Origin of the sequence: Bacillus sp. Marseille-P3661 (assembly GCF_900240995.1) — a bacterium.
Lineage (GTDB): Bacteria > Bacillota > Bacilli > Bacillales > Bacillaceae_J > OESV01.
Genome location: NZ_LT965955.1, coordinates 272,421 through 289,858, shown reverse-complemented (window position 1 = coordinate 289,858; position 17,438 = coordinate 272,421). Strand labels below are relative to the sequence as shown.

Genomic DNA, 17,438 nt, shown 5'->3' with positions numbered 1-17,438 from the left:
TCGACAAGTGACAGGCACCACCCGAAAAAATAGCAAACAAAAAGAGCAGGCACACAACATTTTTGTTATGCACCTGCTCTTTTTATATAAAGTTATTTTTAAAGCATTTCGACATATTCCGACAAGTGACAGGCACTTGGCACTTGGCACTTGACACTTGGCACTTGGCACTTGACACTTGGCACTTGACACTTGGCACTTGGCACTTGGCACTTTGCACTTGGCACTTTGCACTTGGCATTGCACTTGGCTCTCCTCTATTTCACCCAACCGAGGAGCATTTCGCGGATGAGTTTGCTTGCTGTGTTAGCTGTTTGTTCTGAATGATCGTAGATTGGTGCTACTTCTACTAGGTCTGCTCCCACTACATTTATTTCAGATCTAGCAATTTCATGGATAGACGCCAGTAATTCGCGTGATGTGATTCCGCCAGCATCTACAGTACCTGTTCCTGGTGCACATGATGGGTCTAACACATCAATATCAATTGTTACGTAAACAGGGCGACCAGCAAGTTTAGGAAGAATCTCTTTTAATGGTTCAAGCACTTCGAATTTCGCGATATACATGCCAACTTCTTTTGCCCAATCAAATTCTTCCTTCATACCTGAGCGAATTCCAAATGAAAACACATTTTCCGGGCCGATTAGATTAGCTGCTTTACGAATTGGTGTAGAATGTGAAAGCGGCTCACCTTCATAATGCTCGCGAAGATCTGTATGTGCATCCATATGAATAATAGCTAAATCAGGATACTTTTTATACATCGCTCTAATAACCGGCCATGATACTAAATGCTCGCCACCCATTCCAAATGGAATTTTACCTGCAGCTAAAACTTGATCTACAAAATCCTCAATCATATCAATACTTTTTTGCGGATTTCCAAAAGGAAGCGGTATGTCACCTGCATCAAAATATTTTACTTCATCTAATTCACGATCCAAATATGGACTATACTCCTCTAAACCAGGAGATACCTCGCGAATGCGGGCGGGGCCAAAGCGAGATCCCGGGCGATAGCTCACCGTCCAATCCATTGGCATTCCATATAATACAACCTTACTTTCCTCGAAACTTGGATGACTTTTTATAAATACATTACCTGAATAGGTTTCATCAAACCGCATTTTACAACCTCCTAATGATGTATCAAAACCCTTTTATTTCGTTAAATCTTGGACAAAGCGCGGTAAAACAAATGCCGCTTTATGTAGTTCTTTCGTATAATACTTTGTATCAATCTCATGGAAACGGTCTTCAGCGACTTCCAATGGATCATACCTTTTTGAACCTAACGCAAACGTCCACATGCCACTTGGATAGGTCGGAATGTTCGCAATGTATAAACGTGTGATTGGGAAAATTTCGCGAACATCTCTTTGCACATCACGAATTAAATCCGCTTTGAACCAAGGATTGTCGGTTTGCGCAACAAATAACCCGTCTTCTTTCAATGCTTTTGCAATACCTGCATAAAAGCCCTTTGTAAATAAATTTACTGCCGGTCCAACTGGCTCTGTTGAATCAACCATTATCACGTCATATTTATTATCACTTTCAGCTATGTGCATAAAACCGTCACCGACTTGAACATCAACACGTGGATTGTCCAATTCACCCGCAATACTAGGCAAGAATTTCTTTGAGTATTCAATAACCTTGCCATCGATATCAACAAGCGTTGCTTTTTTTACACTTGGATGCTTTAAAATTTCCCGAATAACACCACCGTCGCCACCGCCTACAACAAGCACATTTTCTGGATTAGGGTGCGTAAATAATGGCACATGCGCCACCATCTCGTGGTAAACAAACTCATCTTTCTCAGTTGTCATAACCATTCCGTCTAAAAGCAGCATATTCCCAAACTCTTCGGTTTCAACCATATCTAGCTTTTGAAATTCAGTTTGCTCTGTATGTAAAGTCTGCTTGATCTTCACCGTAATACCAAAGCTTTCTGTTTGTTTTTCAGTGAACCATAATTCCATTATTCTTCATTCCTTTCTAAATATAGCAGCTCAATAATGTATTAAAGAGGTCGCTCTAGAAAAACACGAATTTTACTCACGTTGGCAATAGTGTTGTCCAAAAAAAGTTTGTTGCTTACTACTCTTTTTCTTTTTTTAATGTTCCCTAAGTTTTCCACAAAAAACATTTTTTATTGAAAAATATCTGAAAGTACAAGTAAAAAGTATAGATAAATCTAGTAAAATTGCAAGAAAATTTTTCTATTATTACTAAGAATTATATTTATAGGATGCTAGGATAGACGACACATAGCTCTGCAACTTTTCACGAAACAGAATTAGTCATATTTTAGGAGTTTAAATTCTTCTTTGGCAGTCAATAGTCACAGCTTTAATTGCTGTCATTTGCATTTAGTAAACTAGCAAATGCTTATCCAAATCATTTAACTGCCTTTAGCACGGTAATCGCGTAGCCCTTTTCTAAATCTCTTTATTTTATTTTTAAAAAATAGCCCTAATTCGCAAGCTTAATTGTTTGTGGCAATTACCTTTTTGTTACTTCTATATATAAAATTACCCATTTTATGTTTATTTCTCACGGAATTTTCCAATACTAGTAAAAAATTGACTAAAAGCTGACCGAAAAATGAAAGTACGGTTTTACTACTTTAATTAATTTTTAGTTAATAAAAACTAGATGGTTAAAGTGTAAAATTTGGGCCTTTAGGTCATCCCATTGCAGAGACAACGTCTTTTTCCATTACGGAAAAAAGACGGATTTTATTATTTTTAGGATAAAGGGGGGAATTTTTATGGAACTCATTACAGAGGAAAGGATTCAAAAAACATGGAAGTGGCTACGTGCACTTTTTGTAATTGGTATGATCCTATTAATCTTTTTTCTAATTTGCGCAGGTACATTGTTTTCTTATGGAATTATAAAAGGACCCCCACCGCTTACTGTTCCTCAAACAACAATCTTTTTTGCTACCGACGAGGAAACTGTGATAGGTGAAAGCAGCCATAATGGCGAGAATCGATATTGGGTTCCATTAAGTGAAATTTCCAAAGAGGCCATTCAAGCCACAATCGCAATTGAGGATCGAAAGTTTTATGAGCATTTCGGTTTTGATATTAAGCGAATTATCGGTGCCATTATTGCTGATATAAAAGCAATGGCTAAAGTGCAGGGTGCTAGCACGATTACACAGCAATACGCCCGTAATTTATTTTTGGAACATGATAAAACATGGAATCGGAAATTTCAAGAAGCACTTTATACGATACGCCTTGAAACGAACTATACAAAAGATCAAATACTAGAGGGTTATTTGAACACAATATACTACGGGCATGGCGCGTATGGAATTGAGGCAGCTGCAAACCATTATTTTGGAAAGCATGCAAAAGATTTAACGTTAAGTGAAGCGACAATGCTAGCGGGTATCCCGAAAGCTCCAAGCTATTATTCACCGCTTAAAGATGAACGGAAAGCAAAAACCCGTCAGAAAATTGTACTGCAATCGATGCTGGTGAATAATGCAATTCCAAGTGAAAAAGTCGATACTGCATTTAATACAGAATTAACGTATGTTACAAACTCAAACGTTGAGCAAAAGCAGCTAGCACCGTATTTTCAAGATGCTGTTAAACAAGCTTTAAAAGACGTTGTAAAATTGGATGACCGTACGATTGAATTAGGTGGACTCCGTGTTTATACAACGTTAAATCCTGATATTCAAAAAGCTGCTGAAGAACAAGTTGCAACAATTATGAATCCTGAATCTGATATTCAAACTTCGGTTGTCGTAATGGAACCGACAACAGGTAAGGTTCGGGCCTTAATTGGCGGACGTGATTACAGCGAAAGCCCTTATAATCGAGCCATTCAAGCAGAACGGATGCCCGGCTCAACTTTTAAACCGTTTTTATATTATGCAGCGCTAGAAAATGGCTTTACTCCTTCTACGATTATGCGCAGTGAACCAATGAGCTTTACCTATGACGAAGGCCGTGCTGTTTATCAGCCTGATAATTTTAACAATTATTATGCAAATGACTTTATTACAATGGCCCAAGCCCTTGCTTTATCAGATAATATTTATGCTGTAAAAACCCATATGTTTTTGGGCCCTGAAAAGCTAATCGAAACCGCAAAGTCTTTAGGTATTAGTAGTGAGTTATTACCTGTACCATCACTTGCATTAGGTACATCTTCAGTCAAAATGATTGATATGGTTAAAGGGTATAGCATCATTGCAAACGGCGGTAAAAATGTTGAACCTGTTTATATTGAAAAAGTGGTGGATCATACCGGAGAAGTCATTTACGAATATGAGCCTCAACAGCAGCAAATTTTAGATCCAGCTTTATCGTTCGTAACAGCACACCTAATGACAGGCATGTTCGATCCAAGTTTAAATGATTATACTTCAATAACAGGCAGCTCGATTTTAAGCAAATTAACACGACCATACGCCGGAAAGTCTGGAACAACGACAACTGATAGCTGGATGATCGGTTTCACACCGCAGCTAGTAACCGGTGTTTGGATTGGTTATGACCGTGATCAAACGATTGACAAGGTCGCGGAACGCACTTACGCCAAGCGCATCTGGGCAGGTACAATGGAGGAGTCTTTAAAAAGTGAACCGGCCCTCGGATTCCGGCCACCAAAGGGTGTAGTTCCGCGTTATATCGACCCTAAAAATGGACTTCTAGCCACAAATGATTGTCCAAACCGCAGACTTGCCTTTTATGCAGAAGGCACGGAACCAACTGAATATTGTGCCGTACATATTCATGATGAGGAGCAAACTAGTCATCCTAATGAGATACCAGTTGAGGATGATGGTAAGGAAGGTTTCCTCGAGAAGTTATTTAAGTGGTGGTAGTACTCTTGATTTAAAACGATGATATTAGCAATATACAATACGATGATTTCCGTTAATTTTTTAACGGAAGTCGTCGTTTTTTATTTTAGAGAGCAGTAGGTTCATTTTCACAACTGTTGAAAGCCTACCTTTTATAGCAGTTATCAGCTGTATTCGTTACTGTTAAAACCCTATTTTTATTTATACGGGCACTTTTACTTCCTATTCGTTACCGCTACAGCCCTTTTTCCGTCTCTACGGGCACTTTTACCCGCTATTCGTTACCGCTGCAGCTCGGTTTTCGTTCCAACGGGCACTTTTACTCGCTATTCGTTACCGCTACGGCTCTTTTGGCGTTCCAACGGGCACTTTTACTCGCTTTTCGTTACCGCTACACCTCGTTTTCCGTTCCAACGGGCACATTTACTCGCTATTCGTTTCCGCTACAGCTCTTTTTCCGTTTCGACGGGCACTTTTACTTCCTATTCGTTACCGCTACAGCCCTTTTTCCGTCCCTACGGGCACTTTTACCCGCTATTCGTTACCGCTGCAGCTCGGTTTTCGTTCCAACGGGCACTTTTACTCGCTTTTCGTTACCTCTACACCTCGTTTTCCGTTCCAACGGGCACTTTTACTCGCTATTCGTTACCTCTACGGCTCTTTTGGCGTTCCAACGGGCACGTTTTCTCGCTATTCGTTACCTCTACGGCTCTTTTGGCGTTCCAACGGGCACTTTTACTCGCTATTCGTTACCTCTACACCTCGTTTTCCGTTCCATCGGGCACATTTAACCGCTATTCGTTACCTCTACACCTCGTTTTCCGTTCCAACGGGCACTTTTACTCGCTTTTCGTTACCGCTACGGCTCTTTTTCCGTTCCAACGGGCACTTTTACTCGCTTTTCGTTACCGCTACGGCTCTTTTTCCGTCTCTACGGGCACGTTTACCCGCTATTCGTTACCTCTACACCTCGTTTTCCGTTCCAACGGGCACATTTACTCGCTTTTCGTTACCGCTACGGCTCTTTTTCCGTCTCTACGGGCACGTTTACCCGCTATTCGTTACCGCTACAGCTCTTTTTTCGTTCCAACGGGCACTTTTAACCGCTATTCGTTACCTCTACGGCTCTTTTTTCGTTCCAACGGGTACATTTACTCGCTATTCGTTACCGCTACAGCTCTTTTTCCGTTTCTACGGGCACGTTTACTCGCTATTCGTTACCGCTACAGCTCTTTTTCCGTTTCTACGGGCACTTTTATTCGCTATTCGTTACCTCTACGGCTCTTTTGGCGTTCCAACGGGCACATTTTACCGCTATTCGTTACCTCTACACCTCTTTTTCCGTTCCAACGGGCACATTTACTCGCTATTCGTTACCGCTACGGCTCTTTTTTCGTTCCAACAGGAACATTTACTCGCTATTCGTTACCGCTACGGCTCTTTTTCAGCTCCGATGGCACGATTATCTATTGGCATGCTTATGAGCCAATTTCTGCTCTAATCGTTACCCCCACTGCTCTTTTCCAGCTCTGATCGGCACGATTACACGAGGTTCATATGCCAACAAAACAAGACCTAAACCACAAAACAAAAAAACATTAAAAAAAAGCCCAAATCCACTGTCCAGGTGAATTCGGGCTCTTTGTGTCCTAGTCTATGTGTGTGTTTAGACTAAGAATAGTTTACTTTTTTTCAGCAAAAACCTCAAGGGTTTTACCCAATGTTCAATAATTGTTCAAAAATTCAAGGAATTCGGCACTCTATGTCTATTGATTTTTCAACACTATTGTGCTAGAGAATCCTTTAGTACATCATCCGAAAGCTCCCACATTTCTGCATTGTGATTTTTTAGAAACTCGGCTAACAACTTTTTTGATTCAGCATCCATTTTATCGACTATAAATCTTCCTTTTAAAGAACGGTCCATGTTATTTACATGCTCTGGCATAGATTTGTAGCCGCGACGAGCTTCACGGTCCACTACTAACTCACATGCTGTCACGCCATGATAGAATGGCCCCTCTTGTTTTCTATTTACCGTCACCCACACAAGCCAATATGTTGTACCATTCGGAACATCGTCACGATTTGCTGAGAACTTAATTCCCTTTTCTACCACACTTCGCGCATGCATAGCTCCCATTTCGATATATGCTTCTTTATTTTCAGGATCTACGATAACTGGTGTAACATTATTTAAACTAACTGCTCCAACACCGTATCCACCATGTCCATCAGTAGAATCGTTTTTTATAATGTTAAAACCTAACCCCTTCTTTTTTTCCAATGACCTTCACTCCTCTTTCAATATCTTGCAAGTTTGCAAATTACTCCTATTAATAGCATAACCAACTTGAAAACTCAATTACCATTAATTTGCTTATGAATGTATGCTAAAAAAAAATAAATATGCAAAAAGTAAAGCAGGAGTTTTTTAAAGATATAACGAAATAATAAAAAGGAATATTAACTAACTAGAAGGAGCGATATGAATAATGCCTTATGTAACAGTAAAAATGCTAGAAGGTCGTACAGATGACCAAAAGAGAGCTCTTGCAGAAAAAGTAACTGCTGCAGTAGCTGAAACTACAGGTGCGCCGAAAGAAAATATTCACGTTATCATTGAAGAAATGGCAAAGAATAATCATTCTGTAGCCGGCACACTTTCTAGCGACAAATAAATTCAAAATGCAAAACAAAGGCTCCTGCTTTTTATAGCAAGAGCCTTTATTGTTTAAACAAGCTTAGCCGATTTGGTTTGCTCACGTAACCCATATATATATGCATATGCCTGATCTATTTCATCTTCGGTATAACGCTGCTTGCTTTTTAACGTAAACACCTTTTCTTGTACCTGTTCCTTTGGCAAATCTTCAAAATATAAAACTGTTGAAACAAGCTCTAAAAACCGCGAGCTTTGCTCATTCATATCCGTCACACAGTTTGGTAAAAGTGGCATGTCCACTTGAAAGTGGCTTAAAAACTTTTCGCCTTCATCCGTTAACGTATACCGATATTGAACATAGCCGCCTTTCTTTTCTTTTACCTCATTAAGAAACCCAAGATTTTCAAGCTCCTCTATCCGTAATGTTAACTCCTCGGAATACGGGCCAAAAAAATGGAAATTATATTTTTCGTTAAAAGGAAACTGAAGTTTTTTAGCAATATAAATCATCTTCTGAAGTTTTTTTCTGCCGATGATTTCTCCTGCATCTGCAAATACCTTCATCAATTTGGCGTGATCCTGTAACACTTTAGGACATCTCCCATCCTTGCAATATTTCTTGTATTTTACGCTTAACATCACTATCAGGAAGACCTTCAATACGTTCCTGAGGAAAATAAAGCTTATGATCGGTCCGCTTTTTCCCTGAAATCGATTCAACGATTTCCGACTCTCTCGATAGCTCTCGAAGTTCACCTTTTGGCGCCATTAAGTAAATCGGAATTCGTTCGCCTTCTTCACCAGGTCGATAAAAATCGTATGGTAAATCCGAAGATGAATCCACGACTAAATAATATTCCGTATCAATGCCAGCTTCGTTAAACAACTTCATTAATTCCATTAACTTTAAATAACTATTATTTGGATTAAATTCTATATACTTAAAAAGTCTGCGATTCATAAATCGAGCACACAAATCCTTTAAAATTGGATCCTTTTCGCTCATCCAGTTTTGGAAAAAGAATAGCATGACAGACTCATCAAGCGACAAGTAGTCTTTTAAACTAACTTTTCCATTAAATAATGAGTAGAAATGGGTAGGCTCAATACTAAATTGATAGCCTTCTTCATACAGCTTTTTCGCGCGATGAAGAATTTTAGACAATATCACTTCTGCACTGCGCGTTACTGGATGAAAATATACCTGCCAGTACATTTGATAGCGGCTCATAATATAATCCTCAACCGCGTGCATTCCGCTTTTCTTAATCACAACTTGATCTTCTGTAGGTCGCATGACTCTGAGGATTCGTTCCATATCAAAATGCCCATAGCTAACCCCGGTATAAAAAGCATCACGCTGCAAGTAATCCATACGATCCGCATCAATTTGACTCGAAATCATACTTACAACAAGCTTGTTTTTATAAGTTTTACCAATTACATCAGCCACTTTTTCCGGGAAATCATCGCCAACATTGTGCAATACCTTATTAATTTCGGTATCCCCCACAATGATCGCTCTTGTCCATTCCTCATGGTCAAGCTGAAAAACCTTTTCAAACGAATGAGAAAAAGGCCCATGGCCAACATCATGTAAAAGCGCAGCCGCCAAGCATAATAGACGTTCGTCATCATCCCAATGTTCTCTTCCTTGAAAAATTTCAATGATACGTCGAATGATTTCGTATACACCTAAAGAATGATTAAAGCGGCTATGCTCTGCACCATGAAACGTAAAAAAAGACGTTCCTAGCTGTCGAATTCTGCGAAGACGTTGAAACTCAGATGTACCTATTAAATCCCAAATTAATTTATCCCGAACATGAACGTAACGATGAACAGGGTCTTTAAAAACCTTCTCCTCATCCAGTTTTTCATTAACATAGACCATGAAAGGGGCTCCTTTCATCCACAACTCAACAAAGTGGTGATGTTGTCTTCATTTTATTTTTTCCGGACTAATTTATCTGACAGATGTTAAAACAGAGTCATACCTATAAAAATAAACTTCCATTTTCCACCCAATAATCAGTAATCTTGAATATAGTATACATTCTTTTTATTAGACAAAAAACCTTCTTTTTCTTGCAAAAAAAGTTAAGATTGTACTAAAAATGTAGAAAGCTAAATACTAGTTTTCTACATTGTAACAGGTTTTTCGCTATTTTATTTTTTTCTCAATCTTCACAATTAAATCATCTTCATTTGGTGCTGAAATTGGACGGTTATTTACAAAAGCAAATGACTTCTTACGGCCAGGGCCACAATAAGACTGACAGCCAATTTCAATCTTTGCATCAGGATCAACTTTCTTCAGCCTTGGAATCAACGTTTTCAAATTAGTCGCCTGACAATCATCACAAACTCTAAACTCATTACTAGACACGATCTCCACCTGCCTTTTCCCCATATAAATGTAAATCCCATAATCCCGGCTAGCACATGAACAAAATAAACCCAAACAAGGTACCTGCTCCCACACCGAAAATTGCCCGGCACAAAAACTGTACCTTTCCTACGTGCCTGTATCCCCCTGCGTGACTGTTTTCCATTGTAGTGCCTGTTTTCCCTTAGGGTGCCTGTCACTTCCCGAAATTTGTCGAAACTATAAGGAATCTACGTACTTTTTTGTTTTTATGTCAAATTTATGTTAGTACTTTTTCTCCAATTAGTATTGTACAACTTTTTTAGGAAGAAAAAAAATATACTATAGCAATTTACTACGAAATTTATTATTTTAATGGTGCTTTTATAAATAGTCAACATCTTCCCTTATATTTTGCCAACTTACAAGGAAGGAATCTACTCAATAATTTGTTTCAGTATACCTATATAGTATAGCCCTAGATTAATCTATTTTAGCCTTACCTCTAAGCTCTTTTTTAACCACATTCAGAGAATCATACTTCCTGCCACAATAAACTACCGCGAATCAAATATAACCCAAGTTGATTTTGTTTTTCCTTTTTAGTATCCGCAACTTTCTTAAAGTATAAAAAAATTCATCTAGTATCCTTTTAAAATATGTATAAATCTTGCAAAGATTGTCCATCCTTTGACTAACAGAAATTTTATTTAATTCTATAACTTTTACTAGAAAAATAAAAAAGGAGTGTTCTTATGATGATTCAAAGGCAAGATGCTTGGTCAGAGGAAGATGATTTACTATTAGCCGAAACCGTACTGCGTCACATTCGTGAAGGTAGCACACAATTAAATGCATTCGAGGAAGTCGGTGATCGACTTAACCGAACATCGGCTGCGTGTGGTTTCCGTTGGAATGCGGTAGTAAGACAAGATTATATGAAAGCAATTGCATTAGCTAAAAAACAACGCAAACAAAGACAACGTGCTTTAGGACAAAAAACAAAGCCGTTGTATACACCACCGGCTCCAACCCTTTCTTTTGAAACTGCTGAGGAATTTATGTTGGAAAAGGATCCAGAGATTATTGAACAATCGGTTGCCTACCAACCACCTGTAAAAGACGCACCCGTTTCTTTATCGATTGATGATGTTATTTATTTCTTAAAAAATCTAGGTAAAAATGATGTTCAATCTGAAAGCTTAAAACAAGAAAATGATAGATTAAAGAAAGAAAACCAGTCTTTATCAGAGGATATCGAAAGCTTAAAAGCCCAAGTTGAGCGTACAGAAAAAGAATTCGATATGATTCAACAAGATTATCAATCACTCGTTAAAATCATGGATCGCGCTCGAAAATTAGTATTATTTGAGGATGAAGAGAAACCGGCAAACACCTTTAAAATGGATAAAAACGGGAACTTGGAGCGTATTGCAAAATAAAACTAGTGTAATCCCCCGAAAAAAGTGGAATTTCTGGCCCTGCCTTTTTATTTAAGGCAGGGTTAAATTATTTGCTTAGTTTACTGTTTGTATGCTTGTATAGATAATAAAATTTCGTACCCTTTTTAACCTGTAAAATCTGCAAATTTTACTCATTACCTCTAACTTTGCTAATTAAAATCCACCGCTATCCTAGTAAACCACCATACTTCTAGCCCCATCGCTAGACCTTTTTCCTTTCAAAAGTGAACGTGTTATAATAAAAATCAACTTAATTTACTTAACAATACTTTTAGGAGCAAAAACATGTCTAAAATCAACACATTATTAACCCAAAAAGAATGGCGCTTTATCGATCACTCAAGCTTAGGGCTACATTTTGATCCATTACAATCCTTTGCATACGATGATACGTTTTGTTCAGCTGTTGGCAGCGGACAATCACCTGCTGTGATTCGGGCCTGGGTTCACCGTCCGACCATTGTACTTGGCATACAAGATGCACGTCTTCCTTATATTGATCAAGGAATCTCTTTTTTAAAACAATCAGGCTATGAAGTTATCGTTCGCAATTCAGGTGGACTAGCGGTTGTTTTAGACGAAGGCATCCTTAACTTGTCACTCATTTTGCCGGAAAATCAAGGCTCGATTGAGATTAATCGGGGCTATGAAGCGATGTGGCAGCTGACTCAATTAATGTTGGCTCAATATCCCGTTCATATAGAAGCAAAAGAAATTGTCGGCTCCTACTGTCCTGGCAGCTATGATTTAAGCATACATAACCAAAAATTTGCCGGGATTTCACAACGAAGACTGCGGAATGGTGTTGCTGTTCAAATTTATCTTTGTGTTAATGGCAGCGGTGCAAACCGTGCTGAACTTATTAGAGAATTTTACGAGCATTCAATTAAAAACGAACCAACTAAATTTATATATCCTGCCATCATTCCTAGCACGATGGCGTCGTTATCTGAACTGCTAAACGAAGATCTAACAATAGAGAAATTGATGGTCCATTTATTAAACACGCTGAAAAATTTAGGTTCGGCAATTACACCCTCATCATTAACACATGATGAACTACAAATATTCGAACAGTATTATGACCGAATTATTAAAAGAAATGAAAAAGCATGGTAAGTAGCATGATTAGATTACTAATCTACTCACACACCATGCTTATTTAAATTCAAACATTAGAGTCATTAGAGTGACAGGCACTTGTCGAATGACTCTATTAAGACTTAGATCAATGCAACTCTTTCGACTAAATATGGCATAATTCGGGAAGTGACAGGCACTTGGCACTTGTACTTGCACTTGTGCTTGGTACTTGCACTTGCACTTGGCACTTGGCACTTGGCACTTGGCATTTGGTACTTGGCACTTGTACTTGCACTTGTGCTTGGTACTTGCACTTGCACTTGGCACTTGGCACTTGGCACTTGGCATTTGGTACTTGGTACTTGTGCTTGGCACTTGGCATTTGGTACTTGTGCTTGGCACTGTGCTTGGCACTGTGCTTGGCACAGGTCATTTGGTGCTTGCACTTCCATTGATACTCGGCACTTTTACAAGGATTGCGCTGCTGTTATAATCGCTAGTTTATAAACGTCTTCTGCGTTGCAACCGCGTGATAAATCGTTAACTGGCTGATTTAACCCTTGCAATATTGGCCCAATGGCTTCAAATCCACCTAGACGCTGTGCTATTTTATAACCGATGTTCCCTGCCTCTAAGCTTGGGAATATAAATACTTTTGCATCGCCCTTTATCACAGAATCCGGCGCCTTTTTTTCGGCAACAGATGGTACAAAAGCGGCATCAAATTGAAATTCACCGTCAATGATTAAGTCTGGATTCATTTCTTTTGCAAGCTTTAATGCCTCAACTACCTTTTCTGTTTCAGGTGTTACCGCAGATCCTTTAGTTGAAAAGCTAAGCATGGCTACACGGGGGTCGATATCAAATAACGCAGCTGTTTGCGCACTAACGACAGCTGTTTCTGCTAAATCCTGACTATCTGGTGCTGGATTGATCGCACAATCTGCAAATACGTATTTTTCATCACCACGAGCCATTATAAAGACGCCTGATGTTTTGCGAACACCCTGCTTCGTTTTAATAATTTGTAATGCTGGGCGCACGGTATCTGCTGTAGAATGGGCGGCACCACTAACAAGCCCATCTGCTTTCCCTGTATAAACAAGCATGGTTCCAAAATAATTCTCGTCTAATAAAATTTTTCTGGCATCTGACTCGGTGGCTTTCCCTTTTCGTCGCTCAACAAACGCATTAACTAGCGCGTCCATTTCTGAGTATGTGTTCGGATCAATTATTTGGATATTATCTAATGTAGCATTTAATGTCGCAGCTTTTGCTTGAACCTCTTCTTCATTCCCTATTAAAATTGGCGAAAGAACCTTTTCAGAGGCTAAGCGACTAACCGCCGTTACAATTCTTTCATCTGTTCCTTCTGGAAAAACAATAGTTTTATTCGCACCTTGGACTTTTTCTTTCACTGCTGTAAATAAATCAGCCATTTCAAAGACCTCCTAATACATGGTCAAAATTTCAATTTATCCCATTTGATATTTTTAGAATAAAACTTATAAGTGCAAAGTGTAATGACAATCATCACAAGCAAATGCTTACTAGAAAAAAGTTCTTTAATTTGACAAAAATACAATTAAACATAGTTAGCGTTGATGAACTATATTAATATTTGTTTTAAATATTATTTTTATCCCAAAAACTGGATATATCTGTTTGAGAATCCACCTTTGGGAAACAAACACGCTTAAAATCTTACATGCTTTAAAAACTATGTTATATTATTAATGACATGTACATACTGTAAATATGCAAAATTTATGAGGAGTGAAGTAAAGTGAGTGAACCAGCAAAAACGTTAGAAGGTTGGTATTGTTTACACGATTTCCGTACGGTGAATTGGACGCTATGGAAAACTCTTTCTGAAGGTGAACGCCAAGAAGCTGTTGCAGAATTCCAGGCATTTCTAGATAAGTTAAACAGCAAAGAAGCTGCAAAAGAAGGAAGCCATGCGTTCTATACAATTGTCGGTCAAAAAGCTGATTTCATGTTGATGATTCTTCGCCCAACAATGGAAGAATTAAATGCGCTTGAAAATGAATTTAATAAAACAACACTTGCAGACTATTTAATGCCTGCACATTCTTATGTGTCCGTTGTTGAGTTAAGCAACTATTTACCGTCAGATCAGGATCCATATCAAAGCCCTGAAATCCTAGCACGCTTGTATCCAATTTTACCGAAATGGAAACATGTATGTTTCTATCCAATGGACAAGCGTCGTCAAGGTGACGATAACTGGTATATGCTTCCGATGGAAGAGCGCAGTAAAATGATGCGTTCACATGGGATGATCGGTCGCCAATATGCTGGTAAAGTAAAACAAATCATTACAGGATCTGTTGGTTTCGACGATTGGGAATGGGGCGTTACACTATTCGCAGAAGATGCGCTTCAATTCAAAAAGCTTGTATATGAAATGCGTTTTGATGAAGTAAGTGCACGTTTTGGTGAATTTGGTTCATTCTTTGTCGGTAATATTTTAAAAGAAGAAGATGTACCTACATATTTTTCATTAAAATAGGTGAAAATTTTTGGCCCCTCTGTTCTAACATGCAGAGGGCTTTTAATTTATTGCCGGTGGTTAACGTTTAGGTCTGCTACATTCCTATTTAAATAGCTGTTTTTGTTAAAATAGCGCACCCTAGGCCGCTTAGCTGTTGAGCGCTTTTTTTGACGGACATCTATTCCGTTATTCCTTTAAAATATGGCTGTTTCTGATTTTTTCCGGAATTCTATTCCATAAAAAACAGTCCGTGAATATTCAATGCTAAAATACAGCTAAATTGTATTATCTTTCATATATACTCCACTTGAACAATCTCTACGAATCTATTTTATTTGCTACTGCTTGTTTTTTATCATAATGTTTTTCATTTCTTCATAGTATCAGAAGTGTAAGAGCCGTAGCTTTAATTGTTCAAAGGCCCATTCTAAAATACAATCCACTACTCCCTTTTTAGGCCGCTGCACCATGTATCTATTTAACTATTGAACAATATGGTAATTGCTCATAGAAAATATACCTATTTCAAACCATAATCCTATCCCTTGTTTCGCATGAAAAATCAACTCCATGGCGAGCCTCATATTCTAATATTAATAAAAATACCTATTAGACTAGTCACCAATTCCCACTTTTTAAATATGTTATAAAGTAAGCGTGAAAGTGGAGGTGAAAAAATGGCAGTAGTCGCCCACACAGAAGAAGATGTAAAACTTCTCGCTAGATTAATAAGGGCCGAAGCCGAGGGTGATGGAAACTTAGGGATGTTAATGGTTGGAAACGTTGGGGTGAACCGCGTCATTTCTAATTGTCTAGATTTCAAAGATTTAAGAACCCTTCGCCAAATGATCTATCAAAAACCAGGTGGTTATGAGGCGGTCGATAAGCCTTACTTTTACCAACGTGCTAGGGAAAGTGAAATAAAGCTGGCTCGTCAGGTTATTAGAGGATGGAAGTATCATCCTGCAACGAGATCACTTTGGTTTTTCAGACCAGCAGGAGATTGCCCTGCAACATGGTTTAATCAGGCAAATACGGGACGTTATAAAGCTCATTGCTACTTTGCACCTACTCAAGCTGACTGTCCTCAAGTTTATTATTAGGAAAACTTAGCTTTTTTCCAATATAAATGAAGAAAGTCTAAGTTTATCTATTAGTAAAAGAAACATGTTTTAAAGTCACCTATCATCTAAAGGAGGAAAAAAGATGGCAAATTACAATCCTTATCAAGCAGCGATGCCTTACGGACAATATGGATATCCTCAATACGGGTTCCAACCACAAGCACAACCATTCCAATATCCAGCAGGTTCTCAAATTCCCGGAGCTGCGCCTACGCCTTCTGCTCAGACACCTGTAACTGCAACATCACCAGCCACTCCTGGGATGTTACCAGTAGAACAATCGTACATTGAGAATATTTTGAGATTAAACAAAGGTAAATTAGCAACAGTTTATGCAACGTTTGAAAACAATACAGAATGGAATGCAAGAATTTTTAGAGGTATTATCGAAGCTGCCGGTCGTGATCATCTCATTCTTAGCGATCCGCAAACAGGAATGCGTTACTTAATTCCAATGATTTATTTAGATTACGTAACATTTGACGAAGAAATTGAATATGAATATCCGTTTACAAACGGGCCAGGTATGGCTACGTTTCAACCTAGATAATTAAACTGATAATGTGCCAATCTTGTATGGTTTCTCTCTGCCACAGGGGTCAAGAAACTCATACTAAACTAGTTGCCGTTCTTCCCATCTGATATCCTTCCATATATATAAAGAGTGACTAAGGTATACCTCAGTCACTCCTTTTTTGTACATTAAGTATAACTTCCTCAAATGATTAAGGAATAGAAAAACACGTAATTTCCATTGTGGATCAAATTACGTGTTTTTATAAGGTTAAAATAAATATGTTTGAAATTAAACGCCTTTAAAAGCAGCAATCGCTAATAATGTCCAAGCGGCTAAAAACGCAACGCCACCTAGTGGTGTAATCATGCCCAGCTTTGTAATCCCTGTTGTGCTTAGTACATATAAGCTGCCAGAGAACAAAATAATTCCGACCACCATCAATATACCAGACCATGTCAACATTGTTGAACCTGGCCATTTATCTGCTGCAAAAGCAACAACGAACAGCCCTACAGCATGAAACATTTGATATGTAACACCTTTTTCCCAAATTTCTATCATTCTTGCAGATAAACGACCTTCTAAACCATGGGCCCCAAACGCACCTAACGCAACAGATAGGAAAGCATTGATTGCACCCAATATAATAAATACCTTTAACAAACAAATCACCTTCTTCTTCATGTTTTTCCTATTCCATCTTACCCAATGTCAACATAAAACTCCATCTATTTGAATTACCAATTGGTGCTAGATCTCTCCAATGCAAAGTGACCTTCCACCTGTTCCTGAATGTGTTCCAACTGCTGCCTGTTTAAAAAATGTCTTCCCTGTTTTTCAAAATGCCTGTCTTGTTGTTA

At 38.5% G+C, this 17,438-nt stretch carries 16 protein-coding genes; 8 read left to right on the top strand and 8 right to left on the bottom strand.

Annotated elements, in window-relative coordinates; translation table 11 throughout:
- Positions 1–257: 257 nt before the first annotated feature.
- Both speB and speE read right to left on the bottom strand, forming a co-directional pair.
- A complete protein-coding gene (gene speB / locus C1724_RS18305) occupies positions 258–1,130 on the bottom strand; it encodes an agmatinase (protein ID WP_102348195.1) in 873 nt (290 codons plus the stop codon).
- A gap of 33 nt (positions 1,131–1,163) precedes the next feature.
- Complete coding sequence (speE, locus tag C1724_RS18300) at positions 1,164–1,991, bottom strand: spermidine synthase (protein WP_102348194.1); 828 nt, start codon at positions 1,989–1,991, stop codon at positions 1,164–1,166.
- A 791-nt stretch (positions 1,992–2,782) separates the two neighbouring features.
- Here speE and C1724_RS18295 point away from each other — a divergent pair.
- A complete protein-coding gene (locus tag C1724_RS18295; RefSeq protein WP_102348193.1) occupies positions 2,783–4,864 on the top strand; it encodes a transglycosylase domain-containing protein in 2,082 nt (693 codons plus the stop codon).
- Between the two features lie 1,762 nt (positions 4,865–6,626).
- Here C1724_RS18295 and C1724_RS18290 read toward each other — a convergent pair.
- The gene (locus C1724_RS18290) at positions 6,627–7,130 is read right to left on the bottom strand and encodes a YwhD family protein (protein ID WP_102348192.1); all 504 of its coding nucleotides are present in this window, start codon (positions 7,128–7,130) and stop codon (positions 6,627–6,629) included.
- Between the two features lie 208 nt (positions 7,131–7,338).
- Here C1724_RS18290 and C1724_RS18285 point away from each other — a divergent pair, with 208 nt between their 5' ends.
- A complete protein-coding gene (locus C1724_RS18285; RefSeq protein WP_102348191.1) occupies positions 7,339–7,524 on the top strand; it encodes a 2-hydroxymuconate tautomerase in 186 nt (61 codons plus the stop codon).
- A gap of 53 nt (positions 7,525–7,577) precedes the next feature.
- On the opposite strand, the gene C1724_RS18280 is transcribed toward C1724_RS18285, so the two are convergent.
- The 3 genes from C1724_RS18280 to C1724_RS18270 form a co-directional block, all read right to left on the bottom strand.
- A complete protein-coding gene (locus C1724_RS18280; protein WP_102348190.1) occupies positions 7,578–8,096 on the bottom strand; it encodes a YwgA family protein in 519 nt (172 codons plus the stop codon).
- A gap of 1 nt (position 8,097) precedes the next feature.
- On the bottom strand, positions 8,098–9,402 hold the full coding sequence (locus C1724_RS18275; RefSeq protein ID WP_102348189.1) for an HD domain-containing protein: 1,305 nt from the start codon (positions 9,400–9,402) through the stop codon (positions 8,098–8,100).
- Between the two features lie 270 nt (positions 9,403–9,672).
- Positions 9,673–9,897 carry a DUF1450 domain-containing protein gene (locus C1724_RS18270; protein ID WP_258000463.1) on the bottom strand — a complete coding sequence of 75 codons (225 nt, stop codon included), beginning with the start codon at positions 9,895–9,897 and terminating at the stop codon, positions 9,673–9,675.
- Between the two features lie 734 nt (positions 9,898–10,631).
- Here C1724_RS18270 and C1724_RS18265 point away from each other — a divergent pair.
- The 3 genes from C1724_RS18265 (at position 10,632) to C1724_RS25735 (ending at position 12,915) form a co-directional block, all read left to right on the top strand.
- Positions 10,632–11,318: an RsfA family transcriptional regulator gene (locus tag C1724_RS18265; protein ID WP_102348187.1), complete on the top strand. Its 687-nt coding sequence runs from the start codon at positions 10,632–10,634 to the stop codon at positions 11,316–11,318.
- Positions 11,319–11,624: 306 nt separating this feature from the next.
- Positions 11,625–12,458 (top strand): lipoate--protein ligase family protein, encoded by an 834-nt coding sequence (locus tag C1724_RS18260; RefSeq protein WP_102348186.1) that lies wholly within the window; start codon positions 11,625–11,627, stop codon positions 12,456–12,458.
- A gap of 193 nt (positions 12,459–12,651) precedes the next feature.
- A complete protein-coding gene (locus C1724_RS25735; RefSeq protein WP_180994329.1) occupies positions 12,652–12,915 on the top strand; it encodes a hypothetical protein in 264 nt (87 codons plus the stop codon).
- Here the strand turns inward: C1724_RS25735 and pta are convergent.
- On the bottom strand, positions 12,890–13,861 hold the full coding sequence (gene pta / locus C1724_RS18250; protein ID WP_102348185.1) for a phosphate acetyltransferase: 972 nt from the start codon (positions 13,859–13,861) through the stop codon (positions 12,890–12,892). The two genes, C1724_RS25735 and pta, sit on opposite strands and share 26 nt — an antisense overlap.
- A 347-nt stretch (positions 13,862–14,208) precedes the next feature.
- Here pta and hemQ point away from each other — a divergent pair, with 347 nt between their 5' ends.
- The 3 genes from hemQ (at position 14,209) to gerQ (ending at position 16,611) form a co-directional block, all read left to right on the top strand.
- Positions 14,209–14,955: a hydrogen peroxide-dependent heme synthase gene (gene hemQ, locus C1724_RS18245; RefSeq protein ID WP_102348184.1), complete on the top strand. Its 747-nt coding sequence runs from the start codon at positions 14,209–14,211 to the stop codon at positions 14,953–14,955.
- A gap of 659 nt (positions 14,956–15,614) precedes the next feature.
- A complete protein-coding gene (locus C1724_RS18240; protein WP_102348183.1) occupies positions 15,615–16,040 on the top strand; it encodes a cell wall hydrolase in 426 nt (141 codons plus the stop codon).
- Positions 16,041–16,143: 103 nt separating this feature from the next.
- The gene (gerQ, locus tag C1724_RS18235; RefSeq protein ID WP_180994328.1) at positions 16,144–16,611 is read left to right on the top strand and encodes a spore coat protein GerQ; all 468 of its coding nucleotides are present in this window, start codon (positions 16,144–16,146) and stop codon (positions 16,609–16,611) included.
- Between the two features lie 255 nt (positions 16,612–16,866).
- Here gerQ and C1724_RS18230 read toward each other — a convergent pair whose 3' ends face one another.
- Positions 16,867–17,262: a DUF423 domain-containing protein gene (locus C1724_RS18230; RefSeq protein WP_102348182.1), complete on the bottom strand. Its 396-nt coding sequence runs from the start codon at positions 17,260–17,262 to the stop codon at positions 16,867–16,869.
- Between the last annotated feature and the right edge of the window lie 176 nt (positions 17,263–17,438).

Excerpts from the sequence above, each read along its gene's own strand:
- C1724_RS18275 (WP_102348189.1), bottom strand. The coding sequence starts at position 9,402 with ATGGTCTATGTTAATGAAAAACTGGATGAGGAGAAGGTTTTTAAAGAC.
- C1724_RS18240 (WP_102348183.1), top strand. The coding sequence starts at position 15,615 with ATGGCAGTAGTCGCCCACACAGAAGAAGATGTAAAACTTCTCGCTAGA.
- C1724_RS18295 (WP_102348193.1), top strand. The coding sequence starts at position 2,783 with ATGGAACTCATTACAGAGGAAAGGATTCAAAAAACATGGAAGTGGCTA.
- speB (WP_102348195.1), bottom strand. The coding sequence starts at position 1,130 with ATGCGGTTTGATGAAACCTATTCAGGTAATGTATTTATAAAAAGTCAT.
- C1724_RS18285 (WP_102348191.1), top strand. The coding sequence starts at position 7,339 with ATGCCTTATGTAACAGTAAAAATGCTAGAAGGTCGTACAGATGACCAA.
- gerQ (WP_180994328.1), top strand. The coding sequence starts at position 16,144 with ATGGCAAATTACAATCCTTATCAAGCAGCGATGCCTTACGGACAATAT.
- C1724_RS18265 (WP_102348187.1), top strand. The coding sequence starts at position 10,632 with ATGATGATTCAAAGGCAAGATGCTTGGTCAGAGGAAGATGATTTACTA.
- C1724_RS18230 (WP_102348182.1), bottom strand. The coding sequence starts at position 17,262 with ATGAAGAAGAAGGTGATTTGTTTGTTAAAGGTATTTATTATATTGGGT.
- speE (WP_102348194.1), bottom strand. The coding sequence starts at position 1,991 with ATGGAATTATGGTTCACTGAAAAACAAACAGAAAGCTTTGGTATTACG.
- pta (WP_102348185.1), bottom strand. The coding sequence starts at position 13,861 with ATGGCTGATTTATTTACAGCAGTGAAAGAAAAAGTCCAAGGTGCGAAT.
- C1724_RS18260 (WP_102348186.1), top strand. The coding sequence starts at position 11,625 with ATGTCTAAAATCAACACATTATTAACCCAAAAAGAATGGCGCTTTATC.